Here is an 18,142-nt window from a genome sequence, read left to right as displayed (position 1 = left end):
CGGAGCGTTTCTTTGGTTACTTTCTTTGCGCGCAAAGAAAGTGACACCCCTCCGCGGTCGCGGAAACGAATCTCCGTGCGCACAAACGAAAACGGCACCTTCGCAGGTGCCGTCTCCATGAACCGCTTTACACGGAACCTCAGAACTTCGCGTCGAACTCGGCAGCGTAGCCGGTGTTCACCAGCACCTTCTGCAGCGACTCGGCCACCTTCAGGTTGCCGGCCACGATCTGATGGGTGTCCGGGCCACGGTTGTCCATGCGGCCCAGGGTCGCGCCCTTGAAGTCGCAGACCTTGCCGCCCGCCTCGCGGACCAGCAGCAGGCCGGCAGCGATGTCCCATGCCTTCACGCCGGCTTCGAAGTAGGCGTCGGCGCGGCCGCAGGCCACGTAGGCCAGGTCCAGTGCCGCCGAACCGGTACGGCGGATGTCCTCGCCGTGCACAAGCAGGGCGTCGACTGCCTTGAGCTGGGCGCTGGCGCGGGAACGCTCGCGCGGGGCGAAGCCGGTGTGGATCATCGTGCCTTCCAGATCCTTGCGGTCGGCCACGCGGATGCGGCGGTCGTTCAGCACGGCACCCGCGCCACGGCTGGCGGTGAACAGTTCATTGCGCAGCGGGTCGAAGATGACCGCATCGGTCGGCTCGCCGTTTTCGACCAGGGCGATCGACACGCAGTAGTGCGGCACGCCGCGCAGGTAGTTGCTGGTGCCGTCCAGCGGGTCGATGACCCACATCTGGCGGCGCTCGCCCTGCACGCCACCTTCTTCACCGAAGATGCCGTAGTCCGGGTAGGCGCGCTTGAGTTCCTTGACGATGACCTTTTCCGCGTCCGCATCCACTTCGCTGGCGTAGTCCATCCGGCCCTTCTGCACCACGTTCAGTGCCTCGAGCTTGTTGATGTTGCGCAACAGGACGTTGCCGGCGAGGCGGGCGGCCTTGACCATGACGGTTACGGCGGGTTTCTGCATGGCGTGGGCTCCCGGAAAGGCAGAAGAGATGGACTGGCGGGGGAAAAGAGCGGGTCCGGCGCAGTGGCCGGCCGCACAGTTTACCATTGGTCATCGTCCAGCTCGACCTTTTCCCTGTTCATGTCCCAGTTTCCCGCCGCCACCCGCCTCCGATTCGTCCTGGTCGGTACCCAGCACCCCGGCAACATGGGGGCCGCCGCCCGTGCCCTGAAGACCATGGGCCTGGCCCGCCTGGTACTGGTCGCTCCCGAAAAGCCGCTGGACGAGGAGGCATTCCGGCGCTCGGCCGGTGCCGAAGACGTACTGGGGGACGCCCCGGTGGTGGCCACCCTGGCCGAGGCCGTGGCTGACTGCCGCCTGGTGCTGGGCTGCACCGCCCGTGCCCGCCGTGTCCAGCTGGAGGAGTACCTGCCGGCCGATGCCGCTGCCCGCGCGGTGGCCAAGGCCGGCGAGGGTGCCGAGGTGGCGCTGGTGTTCGGCCGTGAGCGCACCGGCCTGACCAACGAGGAACTGCAGCTGTGCCATGCAGCGGTGCACATCCCGTCCGACCCGGAGTTCAGCTCGCTCAACCTGGCTGCTGCCGTGCAGGTGCTGGCCTATGAAACGCGCATGCAGCTGCTGGGTGCGCAGCCTGCAGCCGACGCCGAGCCGGGCTTCCGCGAACAGGCGGCCAGCCACGAGCAGATGGAGAGCTTCTTCGCCCAGCTTGGCGACACGCTGGATGAGATCGATTTCCACAAGGGCCGCGCCCCGGAATCGGCGATGCGCAAGCTGCGCCGCCTGTTCCTGCGCAGCGAACCCAGCGAGCAGGAAGTGCGCCTGTTGCGCGGCATCCTCGCCGACACCCAGCGCATGGCGCGACTGGCACAAGCGGGCAACAAGGACAGCTGACGACGTTCTCATTTTTTCGGGTAGTCTGTCTGGATACCCAGGGGGGATGAAGCCTGTGTCGGGTCTGCGAAAGGCAATGCAGGGGGGACTGCTGAGCCTGGCCATGGTCCTGCTGGCCGGGACGGTGCGTGCAGCACCGGACCCGGTACTGGTGCTGGGCCGGATCAGCGATGATCCCAAGGCGCATTACGAACAGCTGCAGCCCTTGCTGGACTACGTGGTGGCGCGCATGCACGACGTTGGCATCAAGGAGGGGAGGATCCTGATGGCACGCGACCCGCAGCAGATGGCCAGCTATCTGCGGCGGGGCAGGGTCGACTGGGTCACCGAAACCTCGGGTACGGCGGTGGCGCTGGGCCAGCGCAGTGGCGCCCGCCCACTGCTGCTGACCGAGCGCAACGGCGTGCGTGATTACCAGACGGTGTTCTTCGTGCGCCGCGACAGCCCGATCCAGCGCGTACAGGATCTGCGGGGCCATCGCCTGGCCCTGCAGAACACGGCGTCCACCAGTGCCTATCTGGTGCCGGTGATGACGTTGCTGCAGGAGGGCCTGTCGCCCCAGATCCTGGCCGGTGCATGGGACATGCCGGGCCGGGACAGTGTGGGTTACGTATTTGCACGCAGCGAGCTGAACATCGCGACGTTCGTGCACAAGGGGGTGGTTGACGTGGGAGCGGTGAGCAGCGTGGACTGGAATGACGAGCGGCGGATGCCGGCAGCGTTCCGGCGCGACTTCCGCGAGCTGCTGCGCACCGAACCCTACCCGCGTGCGGTGGAGATGGTCCGCGCCGACCTGGATCCACGCGTGCGCGATCGCCTGCAGGAAGTGCTGCTGCAGGCAGCCAGCGACCCGCAGGCGCAGGGGGCACTGCATCGGTTTTTTGGCACTTCCGGGTTCCACCGCGTCGATGCGCATGCGCAGCAGCGGTTGGATGAATTGAAACAAGGATTGACGCGCGTGCGGATGGAAGTGGAATGAAGTGGCTTGGCTCGGGGATGCAGGCCCGGTTCCTGCTCGCGATGGGCGGGGCGATGGTCGTGGTGATCGCGATCCTTGCAGTGTTGTTGGGGCGGCAGACGGCGATGCAGGGCGAGGTGCGCAACCTCAGCGGCGGCGTCATCCATGAACTGTTCGACCGCAGCGTGCGCAGCCGCGGCGAGGCGATGGCGCGTGAGTTGTCCGACGCCCTGGCCAACCCGTTGTACTACCGCGATCTGGACCAGGTCGGCGTACTGGTACGCAGTACCGCGCGCCAGCCCGTGGTGCGCTATGTACTGGTGTTCGACGAACGCGGCCGGCTGGTACACGACGGCTCGGTCGAGGTGTCCGGATTCGGCCAGCCGATGGCCGATCCCCTGGCACCCAAGGCTGCAGCCGCGCAGATGCTGGTCGTGCAGGAATCGCCGAAGGTGCTCGACAACACCATGCCGATCATGATCGGCAACCAGCGCATTGGCGGCGTCCGGGTCGGCATGGCGCTGGATGAGGTGCAGCAGCGCGAGCAGGCGGCCAACGCCACCCTGGGCGAGCGCCTGCAGCAGGTCGGCAGCCGTCACCTGGGCTGGCTGCTGCTGATGCTGGGCCTGCTGGTGGTGATCGGCGTGGTGGTGATCCTGTACGTGCAGCGCACCCTGGTCGCGCCGATCCGTGATCTTGCCGTCGCCGCGCGTCGCATCGAGGCCGGTGACTACCAGACGCCCCTGGCCGAGAACACCCGCGACGATGAGGTCGGCGAACTGGTACGTGGTTTCGCCCGGATGCGCGATGCGATCGCCCGCCATGACCGCGAAGTGCGACGCATGGCCTATACCGACGCGCTGACCGGGCTGACCAACCGGCTGGCATTCCGCGAGGCGCTTGATCATCGGTTGATGGCCGCCCGTGCCGCCAATCACCGGTTGGGCCTGCTGTTCGCCGATATCGACGACTTCAAGCGGGTCAATGACACCCTTGGCCACGAGGCCGGCGATGAGGCATTGATGCAGTTCGCCCAGCGCATCGGCCGCGCGGTCACCGAGGCCGGGGGCGATGAAACCCTGCTGGCGCGCTTCGGCGGAGACGAGTTCGTGATCCTGGTGGGCGACGGTGATGTGGCCGCCAACGCGCGGCTGCTGGCCGAAGTGCTGGTGCGCGAGCTGGGCAAGCCGCTGGTGGTGCAGGGCAGGGAACTGTTCCTGGGCACCTCGATCGGCGTGACCCTGTTCCCCGACGATGCAGCCGATGCGACCACCCTGCTGAAGAACGGCGACATCGCCATGTACCAGGCGAAGATGGCCGGCAAGAACTGCTATCGCTATTACAGCCGGGCGATGGACCATGCGGTCGAGCGTCGCGTGCATATGGAACAGGAGCTGCGCGGTGCCTGGGAGCGCGGCGAACTGCGCCTGGCCTACCAGCCGATCTTCCGCATGCGCGACCGCCGGATGGTCGGCGTTGAAGTACTGTTGCGCTGGCAGCACCCGACCCTGGGCACGATTCCGCCCTCGGTGTTCATCGAGGTAGCCGAGCAGAGTGGGCTGATCGAGATCATCGGCCCGAAGGTCCTGCGTGCGGCCTGCATGGAGGCCTCGCAGTGGCCGCGCGGGGCGGCCGGGGACGACCTGTTCGTGTCGGTCAACGTGTCGCCACGGCAGTTGCGCGGCGGTGAGCTGCCGGCACTGGTCGCGCAGTGCCTGCATGAGTCCGGGCTGCCGGCGTCGCGCCTGCATCTGGAGCTGACCGAAACCGCCGTGATCGGCGACGAGATGGTTGCCGCGCAGCTGCTGGACAAGCTGCACCGCACCGGCGTGAAGGTCTGGCTGGATGATTTCGGGACCGGCTTCTCCGGGCTCAGTCATCTGCGCCAGGTACCCGTGGACGGCGTGAAGATCGACAAGAGTTTCGTGGCCGACATGCAGCGTGACCCCGATGACCTCGCGCTGACCACGGCGATCATTGCCATGGCCCACGCGCTGGGCATCACCGTGGTGGCCGAAGGCATCGAGCAGCAGGCGCAGTTCGAGCTGCTGGCGCAGCGCGGCTGCGACCTTGGGCAGGGCTATTGGTTGAGCCACCCGGTGACCGCCACCGAAGTGGTGCGGATGATCGAATCGGGCATCTGACCGACACAAAAAAGGGACGGAGGGCATGAAGTCGCTTATGCATTTGCGACTTCATGCCCTCCGTCCCCTTTTTTGGGGCTACACCGGGCGCTTGCTCGGGTCGCCGGGCAGTTCGCGCACCAGTTTCGGGATCAGATAACCGGACAGGCGTGCGGTCAGGCCGGCAATCAGTGCCTTGGCCTGGGCATCGTCCACTTCGAAATGGGCCACGCCCTCGACCCGGTCCAGCTGGTGCAGGTAGTAGGGCAGCACGCCGGCGGCGAAGCTGCGCTCGCTCAGGTCCTGCAGGGCCTGCACGCTGTCGTTGACCCCGCGCAGCAACACCGCCTGGTTCAGCAGCTGGGCGCCGATGCCGCGCAGGCGGGCCATCGCCGCGTCCACGCTGGCATCGAATTCATTGGCATGATTGGCGTGGACCACGATCGCCAGCGGCCACGGCAGGCTGCCCAGCCAGGAGACCAGTTCATCGTCCACGCGCTCCGGCAGCACGATCGGCAGCCGGGTATGGATGCGCAGGCGGCGGATATGCGGGATCGCGCGCAGGGCGTCGGTCAGCTCGGCCAGCTTGTGCGTGGCCAGCGACAGCGGGTCACCGCCGGACAGGATCACCTCGTCGATGTCCGGGTCGGCGGCGATGGCGGCTACGGCCTCCTGCCAGCCACCCTTGGCGGCGTTCTCCGCCCCATAGTCGAAGTGGCGGCGGAAGCAGTAGCGGCAGTTGATCGCGCAGCTGCCGGTGGCGACCAGCAGGGCACGGCCACGGTACTTCTGGATGACGCCGGTGGCCTTCTTGGCGGCACCGTCGCCCACCGCATCGAAGCTGAACCCGGGCACCGGGCGCATTTCCTCGTCGATCGGCAGCACCTGGCGCAGCAGCGGGTCGGCCGCATCGCCAGGGCGCATGCGGGCCACGAAGCCTTCCGGCACGCGTAGCGCGAACTGGGCCATGGCCGCCTCCGAGACGCCCAGCGCGGCCGGGTCCAGCTGCAGCCGGGCCAGCAGCGCGTGCGGGTCGCGCAGCGCCTGGCGCCAGAGCTGCTGCCAGCGCGCGGGCGCACCTGGCGACTGGGGCCGTGGGAAGGCGGAAAGCTGCATGGAGAGGGGGCCTGCGGTTATCATGGGGGCAGAAAAACAGTCGCCCACCGGCATCCGGTGGGCTTTCCATTCTAACGGCTCGCCGCACCCGCGGCGTTTTTGCCACTCAGGAGTTTACGCATGGCCAGCTACGGCATGAACGACGTCAAGAACGGGATGAAGATCCTGGTCAACAACCAACCGGCCGTCATCATCGACACCGAATACGTCAAGCCGGGCAAGGGCCAGGCCTTCACCCGCGTGAAGTACCGCCTGATCAAGGACGGCCGTACCCAGGAAGTGACCATGAAGTCGACCGACTCGCTGGATGCAGCCGACGTCGTCGATACCGACATGAACTTCATGTACAGCGACGGCGAGTACTGGCACTTCATGGACCCGGAATCCTTCGAGCAGGTCCAGGCCACCAAGGCCGGCATGGGCGGCGCCGAGAAGTGGCTGAAGGGCGAAGAGTCCTGCGTGGTCACCCTGTGGAACGGTGAGCCGATCTTCGTGCAGCCGCCGAACTTCGTTGAACTGAAGATCACTGAAACCGATCCGGGCGTCCGTGGTGACACCTCGGGCGGCGGCGGCAAGCCGGCCACCCTGGAAACCGGTGCCGTGGTCCGCGTGCCGCTGTTCGTCAACCAGGACGAAGTGATCCGCGTCGACACCCGTTCGGGCGAGTACTCCGCACGCGTCAAGTAAGGTTCCGGCCGCAGGTCGACCAGACTGTAGAGCCGAGCCCGTGCTCGGCTTTCCGGGCATCGCCCGGACCCGTTGCTGGCGCCCATGGCGCCGCAGCGGACAGCCGCCGGGCATGGCCCGGCGCTACCGCCTCCCGCCAGGCCCTTCTCCAATAGCCAGTGAGCCCGCATGAGCGATAGCCCGCACCTCCCCGAAGCCTGCGACCTGCTCATCGAAGCCGGTTACGTCGTTCCGATCGAGCCGCATGCGGTGGTGCTGGAAGACCACGCCGTGGCCGTGCGTGGCAGCGAGATCATCGCGATCCTGCCGCGTGCCGAGGCGCGCGCGCGTTTCCGCGCCGCCCAGGTGGTCAGCCGCCCCGAGGCCGCACTGATGCCGGGCCTGGTCAACGCGCACACGCACAACCCGATGACCCTGCTGCGCGGCGTCGCCGACGACCTGCCGCTGATGACCTGGCTGCAGCAGCATATCTGGCCGGTGGAAGCCGCGGTAATCGGCCCCGAATTCGTTGCCGACGGCACCACCCTGGCCATCGCCGAGATGCTGCGCGGTGGCACCACCTGCGCCAACGAGAACTATTTCTTTGGCGATGTGCAGGCCGCGGTCTACAAGAAGCACGGTTTCCGCGCGCTGGTTGGCGCGGTCATCATCGATTTCCCCACCGCCTGGGCCAAGACCGACGACGAGTACTTCGCCAAGGCCGGTGAACTGCATGACCAGTGGCGCACCGATCCGCTGATCGGCACCGCGTTCGCGCCGCATGCGCCGTACACCGTCAACGATGCCAACTTCGAGCGGGTGCGGATGCTGTCCGACCAGCTCGACATGCAGGTGCACCTGCACACCCACGAGACCGCGCAGGAAATCACCGATTCGATCAAGCTGCACGGCCAGCGCCCGCTGGCGCGGCTGGATCGCCTCGGCCTGGTCAACGACCGCCTGATCGCGGTGCACATGACCCAGCTGACCGACGCGGAAATCCACCTGTGCGCCGAACGTGGCGTCAGCGTGGTGCACTGCCCGGAATCGAACCTGAAGCTGGCCTCCGGTTTCTGCCCGGCCTGCGCCCTGCAACGCGCCGGCGTGAACCTGGCGATCGGCACCGACGGCTGCGCCAGCAACAACGACCTGGACATGTTCAGCGAGAACCGCACGGCGGCGATCCTGGCCAAGGCCGTGGCCGACGACGCCACCGCGCTGGATGCAGCCACCACGCTGCGCGCCTCCACGCTGGGCGGCGCCCGCGCGCTGGGCTTCGGCGAGCGCATCGGCTCGATCGAAGTGGGCAAGCAGGCCGACCTGGTCTGTGTTGACCTCTCGGCGCTGGAAACCCAGCCGCTGCACAATGTGCTGTCGCAGCTGGTGTACGCCACCGGCCGCCAGCAGGTCAGCGATGTCTGGATTGCCGGCAAGCCGAAGCTGGTGCAGCGCGAGCTGGTCGGCATGGACCTGCCGGGCATCATCGCCAACGCGCGCCAGTGGCGCGAGCGCATCCGCCATATCCGCGCCTGAACCCTGGCGCCGCAAGGACACCCTCATGACTGCCCCCCACGCATCCTCCAATTTCGATCAGGCCGAGCTGGACAAGTTCGCCGCGCTGGCCAACCGCTGGTGGGACGCTGATGGCCCGCAGAAGCCGCTGCATGCGCTGAACCCGGTGCGGCTGAAGTACGTGGCCGACCGCGTGCCGCTGCGCGGTGCGCGCGTGCTGGACATCGGCTGTGGTGGCGGCCTGCTGAGCGAGGCGCTGGCGCAGTCCGGTGCCGACGTCACCGCCATCGACCTGGCCCCGGAACTGGTCAAGGTCGCGCGCCTGCACGCGCTGGAAAGCGGTGCCAAGGTGGATTATCGCGTCCAGGCCGCCGAGGACCTGGCTGCCGAGCAGCCGGGCAGTTTCGATGTGGTCACCTGCATGGAAATGCTCGAGCACGTGCCGGATCCGGGCGCGATCATCGAGGCCTGCAAGCGCCTGCTGAAGCCGGGCGGCCACCTGTTCCTGTCGACCATCAACCGCACCGCTGCCGCATTCGCGGTGGCGATTGTCGGTGCCGAGTACGTGGCGCGATTGCTGCCCAAGGGCACGCATCACTACCAGGAATTCATCAAGCCGGCCGAGCTGGCACGCTGGCTGCGCGAAGCCGACCTGCAGCTGGTCGATGTCAGTGGCATGGCCTACGAGCCGTGGCGCAACCACGCCCGCCTGAGCAGCCACACCGACATCAACTACCTGGCCTACGCGGTCAAGCCGGCATGACCTCTGCCCGCTTCCCGCGCGCGGTGCTGTTCGATCTGGACGGCACCCTGCTGGACAGCGCGCCGGACTTCGTTGCCACCTGCGATGCGATGCTGGCCGAACGTGGCCGTGCACCGATCGATCCGGCGTTGTTGCGCCCGGTGGTATCCAAGGGCTCGCGCGCGATGGTCGGTGCGGCATTCCCGGACCTGGATGCCGCTGCGCGCGATGCATTGATCCCGGAATTCCTGCAGCGCTATGAAGCATTGATCGGCCAGCACGCGGTGCTGTTCGATGGCGTGGCCGGCATGCTTGCTGCACTGGATGCCGCCGGTACGGTGTGGGGCATCGTCACCAACAAGCCCGAGTACCTGGCGCGCCTGATCCTGCCGCAGCACGGCTGGCAGCAGCGCTGTGCGGTGCTGGTGGGTGGTGACAGCCTGGCCGAGCGCAAGCCGCATCCGCTGCCGCTGCTGCACGCGGCGCAGGCAATCGCCGTTGCCGCCGAAGACTGCGTGTACGTGGGCGACGACGAGCGCGACATCATCGCCGCGCGTGCCGCGGCCATGCCGTCGGTGGCGGCACTGTGGGGCTATCGCCTGCACAGCGACGACCCGCTGGCCTGGCAGGCCGACGTGCTGGTCGAGAACGCCGGCCTTCTGCAACTGGCCAGTCTCTGGCCGACCCGGCCGGCAGCCCCGGCCCAGCCGTAAGGAATGACGTAGTGAGCAGTACCGCGCTGGACAGTTTCCTCGACAAGTGGCGCAGCCGTTGGCCGGAATGGTCGGTGGCCGCCCCGTTCGTGGCCGAATCGCAACGCGAGCTTGCAGTGGCGTGGTTTGCGCTGCTGCAGGAGTTCGACGACATGCTCAATACCGGCGGCGATCCGTTGCCGGCCGACGCCAAGCTGGCGTGGTGGGGCGAGGAGTTGCGCAGCTGGGCTGCGCACCGGTCGCGCCACCCGTTGGGTCGCTTGCTGGAACCGGTGCGTGCGCCGTGGGCGCAGCTGGCCGAAGCGCTGCCCGATCTGGTTGAAGCGCGCACGGTCGCGCTGGATGCGGCCGGTGCCGAGCGTGCGCTGGCCAATTACGCCGACGCGGTTGCCGCGGTGGAAGCGGCGCTGTTCAACGACAAGCCGCGCACCGGCGCTGGTCGTGCGGTGCAGCTGCAGACCCTTGCCCAGCGCCTGCAGGATGCCGGCGTGGCCGGTGTACCGCGCAGCCTGCTGGATGAGGATTCCAGCACGGCTGCGCAGCGCTGGGCGCAGTACCTGCTGAAGGGGTGGGGCAGTCGCGTGCCCGGCCCGCGCCCGCGCCGTGTGTGGTCCAGCCTGGCGCGCGCACGCGTGGCGGCGCAGGCCGCAGGCAAGCCGATCGAAGCCACCCCGGTGCGCACCCTGCTGCGCGTGTGGTGGGCTGCGCGCGGTTGATCGATTCTGGTGGGTGCGGACCTTGGTCCGCACGCTCCATGAGGTTGTGCCGACCAAGGTCGGCACCTACCACAGCGCGTTGCGCGCGTTATTTACGTTCCAGCACCAGCAACGGGTCGATGCGGGTATCGAACCAGTTCATGCCCCAGTGCAGGTGCGGGCCGGTGGCGCGACCGGTGGCGCCGACCGCGGCGATCACCTGGCCCTGTTCCACCCGGTCGCCGACCTTCACGTCGATGCGCGACAGGTGCAGGAAGTTGGAGCTGACCCCGAAGCCGTGGTCGAGCAGCAGCGTGCCACCGGTCAGGTACAGGTCCGGGCCGGCGAAGGTGACGATGCCGGCGGCCGGTGCCTTCACCGGGGTGCCGGTCGGCACCGCGATGTCCATGCCGGAATGACCGGCACCAGGTTGACCGTTGTAGACACGCGCATTGCCGAAGCGGCCACTGATGCGGCCCTGCACCGGCCAGATGAAGGTCTGGGTGAAATCAGTGCGGTCGTCATCGCGGGCACGTGCCGCGGTCACCTGCGCCTGTTCGCGCTTGATCCGCCCGGCAATCGCCGGCGGCGGGTTCACCGTTTTCGGCGGCACGCCGTTGACCCGCTCGATGGGCCAGTCGCGCGGCGTCACCGCAATGGTCGCCGTCTCGCTGCCACCATCGGGGCGCTGTACCTGCACGCGCAACGGGCCCTTCTCGTCGCGACCGATGCCGAACACCACACTGCCATAGCCGCTCACCCGCAGCTGGCGGCCGGCGTACTGCACGCGGCTGCCGGCGGGCACCTTGCCGATCACCAGCGCGCCCTGCGACGCGCTGGCCGGAAACACCACGCGACTGTCGATCAGGCTGCCGATGCCATCCTGCGCCTGCGCCGCCGGTGCGGTGAACAGGGGCGCGGCCAGCAGCAGCGCCCCGAACAGGAATACCTTGCGCATCAGCGGTCGTAGGTCATGCGCTGGCCGGCCGGTTCACCCACCAGTTTGCTGCCGTCCCACACCAATTGGCCGTTGACCCAGGTCGAGGCCACGCGCGAACGGAAGGTGGTGCCTTCGAACGGCGACCAGCCGCACTTGGACAGCACGTCCTCGCGCTTGACGGTGAATGGCACGTCTTCCACCAGCACTAGGTCGGCGAAGTAGCCTTCGCGCAGGAAGCCGCGTTCTTCCACGTCGAACAGCTGTGCCGGCGCATGCGCGAATTTCTGCACCACCTGCTCGCGGGTCAGCTTCCCTTCGTGCACGCGCTCCAGCGCGGCCACCAGCGCGTACTGCACCAGCGGCAGGCCCGACGGCGCCTGCGCGTAGGGCTTCTGCTTCTCTTCCCAGGTGTGCGGGGCGTGGTCGGTGGCCAGCACGTCCAGCACGTCGTCGGCCAGCGCAGCGGTGATTGCTTCGCGGTCGGACACTTCCTTGATCGCCGGGTTGCACTTGATCAGGTTGCCCTTGGTCGCATAGTCGGGGCGCGCGAAGTGCAGGAAGTGCACGCAGGTTTCGGCAGTGATCTGCTTGCGGCTGCCGTCGGCGCGGATCAGTGGACCCTTTTCGAACAGCGCCAGCTCGTCGGCGGTGGAGATGTGCAGTACATGCAGGCGGGTGCCGTGCTTGCGCGCCAGCGACATCGCCAGGCGGGTCGACTTGATGCAGGCCTCGCGCGAACGGATATCCGGATGCATGTCCGGGGTCAGCTCGTCGCCGTACTTTTCCTGGAAGGCCTTCAGGTTGGCATCGATCATCGGCGTGTCTTCGCAGTGCGTGATGATCGGGGTCGGGCATTCGCGGAAGATCGCATCCAGCGTTTCCGGGTTGTCCACCAGCATGTTGCCGGTGGAGGCGCCCATGAACACCTTCACGCCCGGGGCCTTCTTCGGGTCCAGCGCACGGATCGCTTCGAGGTTGTCATTGCTGGCGCCGTGGTAGAAGCCGTAGTTGGCCCAGGCGCGGCCGCGCGCGAGTTCGTACTTGGCTTCCAGGATGGTCGAATCCAGCGTCGGCGGGTTGGTGTTGGGCATGTCCATGAAGCTGGTCAGGCCACCGGCCACGGCGGCGGCCGACTCGCTGGCAATGTCGCCCTTGTGGGTCAGGCCCGGTTCGCGGAAGTGCACCTGGTCATCGATCATGCCGGGCAGCAGCCAGCGCCCGGCCGCGTCCACCACCTGCTCGCCGTCGCGCGGCGCCAGCCCATTGCCGATCTGCGCGATGCGGCCGTTCTCGATGCGCAGGTCGCCGTCGAAGGTGCGGCCTTCGTTGACCATCCGGGCGTTGGTGATGAGGGTGGAGGACATGTCAGTGTTTTCCTGTGCAACGGCAAGAGGGAGCGTGGTTGGATTCGGGCACCGGGTCGAAGCCGCCGGGGTGGAACGGGTGGCAGCGGCCCAGCCGGCGCGCAGCCAGCCAGCTGCCGCGCAGCGGGCCGTGCCGCGAGATGGCTTCCATCGCGTATTCAGAACAGCTCGGCACGAAACGGCAGCGTGGCCCCAGCAGGGGGCTGATGAAGCGCTTGTAGAAGCGCAGCAGGGCAATGAGCAGGCGCGAGATCACCCAGTCATCTTATGCCAGTTGGCATGAAGGCCGCATTTGTGCAGGATGGGCCGTTGGTCGCATGTCGCCGATGGCCTGCGACCGGTACCAGCACCTTCGGGTGCTGGCCAGGTTCCGTACCGCGCAAGGCGGTCCGTGTTCGTCGGACTGCCTCCAAGGGCGCCTTGACTCCAGGACTGAATGGAGCAGGGGGTCGAGGTTGCTGCTGCGGGTCGGGTAGGCTATAAAGGCCCGCTTTCCCGGGCCCCGGGGAATCCAAGGAAGAGCGTTTCGTGGCTGCTAAAAAAACTGCAAAGAAGGCCGCAACGGCCGCCAAGAAAACCGCCAAGCCTGTTGTGAAGAAGTTGGCGGCAAAGCCCGTTGCCAAGAAACCGGCCAGCAAGCCGGCGACCAAGGCAGCGTCCTCGCAACCGGCGGCCAGGAAGGCCACCGCAAAGAAAACGCCGGTCAAGGCAACCAAGCCGGTGGCGAAGAAGGCTGCTGCGCCCGCCAAGGCCAAGCCTGCCGCTGCCAGCAAGAAGGCGCCGGTGATGAAGAAGGCCGCCAGCAAGGCCGCGCCGGTGAAGAAGGCCGCCGCCAAGCCGGTGGCGAAGAAGGCCGTAGCCAAGCCGGCGCCGAAGGCGGTGGTGAAGAAGGCTGCAGCCAAGCCGGTCGCCAAGCCCGCGGCAAAGAAGGTCGCTGCGGCTAAACCGGTTGCCACGCCTGCCGCTGTAAAGAAGGTTGCCAAGAATGTTGCCGTGCCGGCCGTGAAGCCGGCCCCGGCCCCAGTAGTGAAGTCCGCACCGAAGCCTGCTGCCAAGCCGGCTCCGGCCAAGCCTGTCCCGGTCAAGACCGTGGCAGTGGCAGCAGCCCAACCGGCTTCCAAGCCGGCCCCGGCCGCCGCTCCTGCCGCTTCGAAGGCCCCGCAATCCAAGAATCCCGTGCCCGTTTCGAAATCGCCTGCCAAAACCGCCGTGAAATCCGATTCCGCCCCGAAGACCGTGTCGCGCCCTGTCGGCAAGGTTGCCGTGGCCGTCGCCGCCCGCTCGGCTGCACCGGCCCCGCGCAGCAAGTACAAGGTGGTCGAGTACAAGACCGACGAGGCCACCGGCCGCCCGATCCTGCCGACTGGCTACAAGCCGTCCTCGGAAGAGGAATACATGAGCCCGCTGCAGCAGGAGTACTTCCGTCAGCGTCTGCAGAACTGGCGCGCGGACCTGGTGGAAGAGTCCAAGCAGACCATCGAGAATCTTCGTGAGGAAGTGCGTGACATCGGCGACGAAGCCGAGCGCGCGACCCGCGAGACCGAGAACTCGCTGGAACTGCGTACCCGCGACCGCTACCGCAAGCTGATCGGCAAGATCGACAGCACCCTGAAGCGCCTGGAAGCGGGCGACTACGGTTACTGCGTCGACACCGGCGAAGAAATCGGTCTGGAGCGCCTCGAAGCGCGCCTGACCGCCGAGCGCACCATCGACGCCCAGGAGCGTTGGGAGCACCTGCAGAAGCAGCAGGGCGACTGATTCCTGCTCGTTGTATGGTCATGCGAAAAACCCGGCCTCGGCCGGGTTTTTTGTTGGGTTCGAGTTGACTGTGTAGAGCAGCGCCTTCCGGGTATCGGGTGGAGCCTGCGGGTGGGTCCGGGCAGGACACGCTGCAAGTACATCCCTGTAAGCTCGGCCGCGGCATCCATGCCGCGGACGGTCCCGCCCGGACCCACCCGCAGGCTCTCGACGGTTTCCTGCGTGCGCGGCCGATGTAGAGCCGAGCCCACGCTCGGCTCAGGCCGACAGGAGCGGTCATGCGTGCGCTCGCGGCTGTTGAGTCCGCCTTGTAGCGAGCCGAGCACCGCAGGGGAATCAGGGGCGAAGAGGCGCCGCTGTTTGAGCGCAGCGAGTTCGGCGCCGTCCCCTGATTCACCGAGGAGCACAGGGCACCGGCGCGCAGCGCCGGCTCGCGGATGGCGGAGCGTTTCTTTGGTTACTTTCTTTTCGCGAAAAGAAAGTGACAAGCCCAATCATCGAGGGAGAGCAACGGCCCCAGCCAAACACCCGGCGCCGCCGAATCCGCTGTTAGCAGCGTCACTGCAGGTCGCGAAGATTCAATTTCCGCAATGTCGGGTTCTTCCACGCGGTGATCCCGGCCACGCTCAGCACCGCGAACCCACCCAGCACCACGGCCGGCACCAGGCCGAGCAGCTTGGCCATCGTGCCGGCATAGAACGCGCCTAGCTCGTTGGACGAACTGATGAAGATGCCGTTGATCGAAGACACCCGTCCGCGCATCTCTTCCGGCGTGGCCAACTGCAGGATGGTCGAGCGGATCACCACCGAGACGCCATCGAAGGCCCCGTAGAACAGCAGGATCAGCGCCGACAGCCAGAAGTGCTGCGACAGGCCGAAGCCGATCACGCACAGGCCGAAACCGGCCACCGCGAACAGCAGTACGCGGCCGGCATTGCGGTGCAGCGGGTGGCGGGCCAGCCACAGGCCCACGCACACCGAACCGAGCGCCGGCATCGCGCGCAGGATGCCCAGGCCTTCCGGGCCGTGGTGCAGGATTTCGTGCAGGAACGCCGGCAGCATCGCCACCACGCCGCCGAGCAGGACCGAGAACATGTCCAGCGCCATCGCCCCGACCATGATCCGGTTGCCGACCACGAAGCGCGCGCCTTCGGCGATGCTCTTGAAGATCGGCGCGGCGGGACCGGTGTGCACCGGTTCTTCCACCTTCAATGTAGCCAGGCAGGCCATCGCCACCAGCGCAAAGGCCGTAGCCACCGCGTAGGAGAGGCCCTTGCCGCCGAAGCCGACCAGCACGCCACCCAGTGCCGGACCAGCCACCATGCCGGCCTGGAACACCACCGCGCCGAGGCCTGCGCCGCGCGCGAACTGATCGCGGGCCAGCACGCGGGCGAACAGCGCGTTGTAGATCGGCGACAGGAAGGCGCGGACCATGCCGGTCAGGGCGATGGCTGCATAGATGGGCCACACGCCTTCAAACGGCAGCCAGCCCTTGGCCACGCTGGTCAGTACCAGCGCGGTGGCGATCAGCCCGGAACAGGCCGCCATGCCCAACCGGCGCCGCGGCAGATGGTCGACCAGGTAGCCGGCGAATGGCGCCACGCAGAAGAACGGCAGCACCTCGGCCAGGCCGATCAGGCCCAGCGAGAACGGATTGCGGGTGACTTCGTAGATGTGCCAGCCGACGGTGACTGCCACCACCTGGTAGGACAGCATCGCGAAGATGCGGTAGGCCAGCAGCTTGGCGAAGCCGGGTCGGGACAGCAGGCCCAGCGCGGTGTCCTCGGCTGTGGCAGGCTCGCTCACGACGGATCGCGCTGCAGCTGGGCCTGCGCGGTCTCGCGGATGAAGGCCAGCATCGCTGCCACACCATTGCTGCGGGTCGGAGACAGGTGGCGGGCCAGGCCGATGTCCTGGATATAGCTCGGTTCGGTGGCCAGGATCTCCTGCGCCGAGCGCCCGGAGTACACGCGCAGCGCCAGGAAGATCAGGCCGGAGACTATGGCCGAATCACTGATGGCATGGAAGCGCAGCGACTGCGCATTGCCTTCCGGCACGATCCAGACCATCGACTGGCAGCCGAGCAGGCGATGCTCTTCGGTCTTCCATTCTTCCGGGAAGGCCGGCAGCTTGCGGCCGAGGTCGATCAGGTACTGGTAGCGCTCGGACCAGTCGCCGAAGAAGCCGAATTCCTCGGCGATGGCGGTCTGTGCCTCGGCGGCGGTGGGTTCAAGCGGGAACGGGGAGTCGGTCACAACAGTCTCTACGGTGGGGCGTGGCCGGCGTACCGGCCACGGGGCAGGGCAGGTCAGCCGCGCTTGCGCGACCAGCGCACGCCCTGCGGGGTATCTTCCAGCACGATGCCTTCGGCGGCCAGCTGGTCGCGGATGGTGTCGGAACGGGCGAAGTCGCGGGCCTTCTTGGCAGCGGCACGCTCGTCGATCAGGCCCTGGATACGGGCATCGTCGCCGTCATCGCCCGCAGCGGTACCGAACCATTGCGCCGGATCGGCCTGCAGCAGGCCCAGGGCCAGGCCGGCACCGAGCAGCTCGCCCTTCAGGCGCGCCTGTTCGGCCGGGTCGGTGGCTCGGCGTGCATCGGCAGCGATGCGGGCCACTTCGGCCAGCGCCTGCGGGGTGTTCAGGTCGTCATCCAGGGTCGCCTCGACCGTGGCCGGGATCGCCACGACCGCGTCGACCGACGCCAGTTCGCGCAGGGTGCCGTACAGGCGATCCAGGGTGCGCACCGACTGCTCGATCAGGCCATCGGACCAGTCCAGCGGCTGCCGGTAGTGGGCCGACAGCAGCGCCAGGCGCAGGGCTTCCGGCGGATGCTGGCGCACCAGGTCGTGCACGCGCTCGATGTTGCCCAGCGACTTGCTCATCTTGGCGCCGCCGAAGTTGAGCATGCCGTTGTGCAGCCAGAAACGGGCGAAGATCTTGCCGCCGTGGGCGCATTCGCTCTGCGCGATCTCGTTCTCGTGGTGCGGGAACTGCAGGTCGACGCCGCCGGCATGGATGTCGATGGTCTCGCCCAGATGGGCGGCGGCCATCGCCGAGCATTCGATGTGCCAGCCCGGGCGGCCACGGCCCCACGGCGATTCCCAGCCGGGCAAGTCGTCGCTGGACGGCTTCCACAGCACGAAATCGCCGGGATCGCGCTTGTAGGGGGCGACATCGACACGGGCGCCGGCCAGCATCTCTTCCGGGTCGCGGCGCGAGAGCTTGCCGTAGCCGTCGAAGCTGGCCACCGCGAACAGCACATGGCCCTCGGCGGCATAGGCATGGCCGTTGGCGATCAGCTGCTCGATCATGGTGACGATCTGCGGCATGTGCGCCGTCACTTCCGGTTCGATGTCCGGCGGCACCACGCCCAGGGCGGCCATGTCTTCACGGTAGGCGGCAGCGAACCTGTCGGTGATGGTGCTGATCGGCACCCCCTGCTCGCGCGCGGCGGTGTTGATCTTGTCGTCCACGTCGGTGATGTTGCGCGCGTAGCGCAGGCCACCGAAACGGCGCCGCAGCAGGTCGGCCAGCACGCCGAACACCACCGGGCCACGGGCGTTGCCGATGTGCACGTAGTTGTAGACCGTGGGGCCGCACACATACAGGGTCGGACAGGCCGGGTCGAGCGGGATGAACGGTTCGAGCTGGCGAGTCAGGTTGTTGTGCAGGCGCAGGGTCATGGGGCTGTGGCT

17 protein-coding genes are annotated in these 18,142 nt (G+C 67.4%); 9 read left to right on the top strand and 8 right to left on the bottom strand.

The features are described 5' to 3' along the window. Positions 1–139 precede the first annotated feature (139 nt). Positions 140–967 (bottom strand): inositol monophosphatase family protein, encoded by an 828-nt coding sequence (locus ACTJJM_RS10100; RefSeq protein WP_049435104.1) that lies wholly within the window; start codon positions 965–967, stop codon positions 140–142. A 120-nt stretch (positions 968–1,087) separates the two neighbouring features. On the opposite strand from ACTJJM_RS10100, the gene ACTJJM_RS10095 reads away from it, so the two are divergent. From ACTJJM_RS10095 to ACTJJM_RS10085, 3 genes are all read left to right on the top strand, one after another. After that, a complete protein-coding gene (locus ACTJJM_RS10095; RefSeq protein WP_010486603.1) occupies positions 1,088–1,858 on the top strand; it encodes an RNA methyltransferase in 771 nt (256 codons plus the stop codon). 76 nt (positions 1,859–1,934) lie between these two features. Next, positions 1,935–2,837, top strand: coding sequence for a phosphate/phosphite/phosphonate ABC transporter substrate-binding protein (locus ACTJJM_RS10090; RefSeq protein ID WP_032952775.1), 903 nt, complete (start codon positions 1,935–1,937; stop codon positions 2,835–2,837). Further along, on the top strand, positions 2,834–4,960 hold the full coding sequence (locus ACTJJM_RS10085; RefSeq protein ID WP_440865445.1) for a putative bifunctional diguanylate cyclase/phosphodiesterase: 2,127 nt from the start codon (positions 2,834–2,836) through the stop codon (positions 4,958–4,960). Before ACTJJM_RS10090 ends, ACTJJM_RS10085 begins: the two co-directional genes overlap by 4 nt. A 78-nt stretch (positions 4,961–5,038) precedes the next feature. On the opposite strand, the gene epmB is transcribed toward ACTJJM_RS10085, so the two are convergent. After that, complete coding sequence (gene epmB, locus ACTJJM_RS10080) at positions 5,039–6,055, bottom strand: EF-P beta-lysylation protein EpmB (protein ID WP_010486611.1); 1,017 nt, start codon at positions 6,053–6,055, stop codon at positions 5,039–5,041. A 120-nt stretch (positions 6,056–6,175) separates the two neighbouring features. Here epmB and efp point away from each other — a divergent pair, with 120 nt between their 5' ends. The 5 genes from efp to ACTJJM_RS10055 all read left to right on the top strand — a co-directional run bounded on the left by efp (position 6,176) and on the right by ACTJJM_RS10055 (position 10,404). Beyond that, positions 6,176–6,742: an elongation factor P gene (gene efp, locus ACTJJM_RS10075; RefSeq protein WP_005410381.1), complete on the top strand. Its 567-nt coding sequence runs from the start codon at positions 6,176–6,178 to the stop codon at positions 6,740–6,742. Between the two features lie 168 nt (positions 6,743–6,910). Beyond that, entirely contained in the window at positions 6,911–8,254 is a 1,344-nt protein-coding gene (locus ACTJJM_RS10070) for a TRZ/ATZ family hydrolase (RefSeq protein WP_019336839.1), read from the top strand. 25 nt (positions 8,255–8,279) lie between these two features. After that, positions 8,280–8,996, top strand: coding sequence for a bifunctional 2-polyprenyl-6-hydroxyphenol methylase/3-demethylubiquinol 3-O-methyltransferase UbiG (gene ubiG / locus ACTJJM_RS10065; protein ID WP_010486615.1), 717 nt, complete (start codon positions 8,280–8,282; stop codon positions 8,994–8,996). Continuing rightward, positions 8,993–9,688 carry a phosphoglycolate phosphatase gene (locus tag ACTJJM_RS10060; protein WP_010486618.1) on the top strand — a complete coding sequence of 232 codons (696 nt, stop codon included), beginning with the start codon at positions 8,993–8,995 and terminating at the stop codon, positions 9,686–9,688. The genes ubiG and ACTJJM_RS10060 overlap by 4 nt, the downstream gene beginning before the upstream one ends. Before the next feature lie 11 nt (positions 9,689–9,699). Continuing rightward, complete coding sequence (locus tag ACTJJM_RS10055; protein WP_053443313.1) at positions 9,700–10,404, top strand: squalene/phytoene synthase family protein; 705 nt, start codon at positions 9,700–9,702, stop codon at positions 10,402–10,404. 88 nt (positions 10,405–10,492) lie between these two features. Here the strand turns inward: ACTJJM_RS10055 and ACTJJM_RS10050 are convergent, their stop codons facing one another. From ACTJJM_RS10050 to yidD, 3 genes are read right to left on the bottom strand one after another with little or no spacing between them, the layout of a single operon-like run. Beyond that, positions 10,493–11,341, bottom strand: a complete 849-nt coding sequence (locus tag ACTJJM_RS10050) for a M23 family metallopeptidase (protein WP_241874249.1) — start codon at positions 11,339–11,341, stop codon at positions 10,493–10,495. Next, positions 11,341–12,687: a dihydroorotase gene (locus ACTJJM_RS10045; RefSeq protein WP_241874250.1), complete on the bottom strand. Its 1,347-nt coding sequence runs from the start codon at positions 12,685–12,687 to the stop codon at positions 11,341–11,343. The genes ACTJJM_RS10050 and ACTJJM_RS10045 overlap by 1 nt, the downstream gene beginning before the upstream one ends. Position 12,688: 1 nt before the next feature. Next, positions 12,689–12,943 carry a membrane protein insertion efficiency factor YidD gene (gene yidD / locus ACTJJM_RS10040; protein WP_010486626.1) on the bottom strand — a complete coding sequence of 85 codons (255 nt, stop codon included), beginning with the start codon at positions 12,941–12,943 and terminating at the stop codon, positions 12,689–12,691. A gap of 272 nt (positions 12,944–13,215) precedes the next feature. Between yidD and dksA the strand changes: the two genes are divergently transcribed. Next, complete coding sequence (gene dksA / locus ACTJJM_RS10035; protein WP_019336819.1) at positions 13,216–14,445, top strand: RNA polymerase-binding protein DksA; 1,230 nt, start codon at positions 13,216–13,218, stop codon at positions 14,443–14,445. Positions 14,446–15,003: 558 nt separating this feature from the next. On the opposite strand, the gene ACTJJM_RS10030 is transcribed toward dksA, so the two are convergent. From ACTJJM_RS10030 to cysS, 3 genes are read right to left on the bottom strand one after another with little or no spacing between them, the layout of a single operon-like run. After that, the gene (locus ACTJJM_RS10030; RefSeq protein ID WP_049482302.1) at positions 15,004–16,251 is read right to left on the bottom strand and encodes an MFS transporter; all 1,248 of its coding nucleotides are present in this window, start codon (positions 16,249–16,251) and stop codon (positions 15,004–15,006) included. Beyond that, positions 16,248–16,700 (bottom strand): SufE family protein, encoded by a 453-nt coding sequence (locus ACTJJM_RS10025; protein ID WP_010486631.1) that lies wholly within the window; start codon positions 16,698–16,700, stop codon positions 16,248–16,250. Before ACTJJM_RS10025 ends, ACTJJM_RS10030 begins: the two co-directional genes overlap by 4 nt. Positions 16,701–16,753: 53 nt before the next feature. Continuing rightward, positions 16,754–18,130, bottom strand: a complete 1,377-nt coding sequence (gene cysS / locus ACTJJM_RS10020; RefSeq protein WP_440865444.1) for a cysteine--tRNA ligase — start codon at positions 18,128–18,130, stop codon at positions 16,754–16,756. Positions 18,131–18,142 lie beyond the last annotated feature (12 nt).

This window comes from Stenotrophomonas sp. 22692, assembly GCF_052045015.1.
GTDB classification, from domain to species: Bacteria; Pseudomonadota; Gammaproteobacteria; order Xanthomonadales; family Xanthomonadaceae; genus Stenotrophomonas; species Stenotrophomonas geniculata.
Note: the sequence above shows the minus strand (reverse complement) of the source record. Positions and strands in the feature narration are given on the sequence as shown.

Bases quoted from the DNA above. Each gene is read 5' to 3' on its own strand.
- ACTJJM_RS10095 (WP_010486603.1), top strand. From the start codon at position 1,088: ATGTCCCAGTTTCCCGCCGCCACCCGCCTCCGATTCGTCCTGGTCGGT.
- ACTJJM_RS10085 (WP_440865445.1), top strand. From the start codon at position 2,834: ATGAAGTGGCTTGGCTCGGGGATGCAGGCCCGGTTCCTGCTCGCGATG.
- ACTJJM_RS10050 (WP_241874249.1), bottom strand. From the start codon at position 11,341: ATGCGCAAGGTATTCCTGTTCGGGGCGCTGCTGCTGGCCGCGCCCCTG.
- ubiG (WP_010486615.1), top strand. From the start codon at position 8,280: ATGACTGCCCCCCACGCATCCTCCAATTTCGATCAGGCCGAGCTGGAC.
- ACTJJM_RS10070 (WP_019336839.1), top strand. From the start codon at position 6,911: ATGAGCGATAGCCCGCACCTCCCCGAAGCCTGCGACCTGCTCATCGAA.
- cysS (WP_440865444.1), bottom strand. From the start codon at position 18,130: ATGACCCTGCGCCTGCACAACAACCTGACTCGCCAGCTCGAACCGTTC.
- epmB (WP_010486611.1), bottom strand. From the start codon at position 6,055: ATGCAGCTTTCCGCCTTCCCACGGCCCCAGTCGCCAGGTGCGCCCGCG.
- ACTJJM_RS10100 (WP_049435104.1), bottom strand. From the start codon at position 967: ATGCAGAAACCCGCCGTAACCGTCATGGTCAAGGCCGCCCGCCTCGCC.
- efp (WP_005410381.1), top strand. From the start codon at position 6,176: ATGGCCAGCTACGGCATGAACGACGTCAAGAACGGGATGAAGATCCTG.
- ACTJJM_RS10045 (WP_241874250.1), bottom strand. From the start codon at position 12,687: ATGTCCTCCACCCTCATCACCAACGCCCGGATGGTCAACGAAGGCCGC.
- ACTJJM_RS10090 (WP_032952775.1), top strand. From the start codon at position 1,935: ATGCAGGGGGGACTGCTGAGCCTGGCCATGGTCCTGCTGGCCGGGACG.
- ACTJJM_RS10060 (WP_010486618.1), top strand. From the start codon at position 8,993: ATGACCTCTGCCCGCTTCCCGCGCGCGGTGCTGTTCGATCTGGACGGC.